Source organism: Pseudomonas sp. MEJ108 (genome assembly GCF_030208985.1).
GTDB classification, from domain to species: Bacteria; Pseudomonadota; Gammaproteobacteria; order Pseudomonadales; family Pseudomonadaceae; genus Aquipseudomonas; species Aquipseudomonas fragariae.
In genome coordinates, this window is record NZ_JARVSW010000023.1 from 1 (window position 1) to 1,245 (window position 1,245).

Sequence of the window (1,245 nt, forward strand, 5' to 3'; positions counted from 1 at the left end):
GTGGGAGCCAACTGTCTTTCATCATCCCCCGATGAATGGGCATTTTATAATGCCATCGCGGATAGATTCCGCGATGGCAGGCAAAGCCCGCCCCATTCAAACCGCATGATCACGCCATGGTGTTCCGTCGCGCACCATGGCGTTCAGGCGTATCAGCAACACCCGCATGCAGGCCACCAGGGCCACTTTCGCGCACTTGCCTTTGGCACGCAGCCTCGCATACCGCTCCTTGAAATCGGCGTTATAGCGCACCATCACCAGCGCACACATGTAGGTCGCACGGCGCAGTTTCGTCCGCCCACCGTAGATCTGCCGCTTGCCGGCCTTGCTGCCACTGTCGTTGTTATACGGTGCCACACCGGCTAACGCTGCGATTTGTCCACGACTCAGGTCACCCAGCTCTGGCAGGTAGCAGAACAGGCTGGCGATTGTCACTGGGCCTACGCCCTTTACGGCATGCAGCCGCTGCAGCAGTTCTGAGTCGACCTTGCGCGCTTGTGCATCGACAAGCTGATCTACCGCTTTGATCTGCACTTTGAGGCTGGCTTCCAACGCAAGGTAAATGTCCACCACGCTGGGCAATATGGCCTGTTTGATACGGCGCCGGTTGTCGTCACGTTGTTGAAGCAGGTTGTTGCGCAAGTTCACCAGCTCAAGCAGGACTTCGCGCTCCTCGTCAGGCTTTGCGAAGCCCTTCGCTTCCAGGCTGGAGGCGAACATGGCCAGCATTTGCGCGTCGATTGGATCGGTCTTGGCACGCTTGCCCATGGCCAGAGCGAACTGACGTGAGCGAACAGGGTTAATACGCTGGACCTTGAACCCTGCATTAGCCAGAAGCTTTACCGACAGTTTCTCGTAACCACCGGTGGCTTCAACAAGAACGCGCTCAACCTGATGGGCGCTGAGGTACTCGGCAATGCTGGCGAGACCTTCTTCAGTATTAGGTACACACAGCTCATCCGCTTTGGGAAACAGCGCAACCTGCAGCGTGGCCTTGGAAACATCAATACCGGCATAGGCGGACATGAGTAAAACCTCTAGGATAAAGGGTGAGAGGCGCTTTGGCCTGGCTCACGCTTGTTGTTCGAGGTCGGACTCAGTCAACTGTTCGAGCTTTGAGCCAAAGCGGGAAGAGTGGATGGCAGCTTGGCTCCCACACGTGCTCTAGGCACCGCGATTTGTCAGCTTGCCATCCACCCCTCTCACCCCAGACTTTACCTTGATCAAAGACACAAGCGAGCTTGC

The 1,245-nt window shown here is 56.9% G+C and carries 1 protein-coding gene; it reads right to left on the minus strand.

Features of this window, described 5'->3' with window-relative positions; translation table 11 throughout:
- Positions 1-96: 96 nt before the first annotated feature.
- Positions 97-1,026, minus strand: coding sequence for an IS110 family transposase (locus tag QRN50_RS12750; protein WP_024642538.1), 930 nt, complete (start codon positions 1,024-1,026; stop codon positions 97-99).
- Positions 1,027-1,245: the final 219 nt, after the last annotated feature.

Bases quoted from the DNA above. Each gene is read 5' to 3' on its own strand.
- QRN50_RS12750 (WP_024642538.1), bottom strand. From the start codon at position 1,026: ATGTCCGCCTATGCCGGTATTGATGTTTCCAAGGCCACGCTGCAGGTT.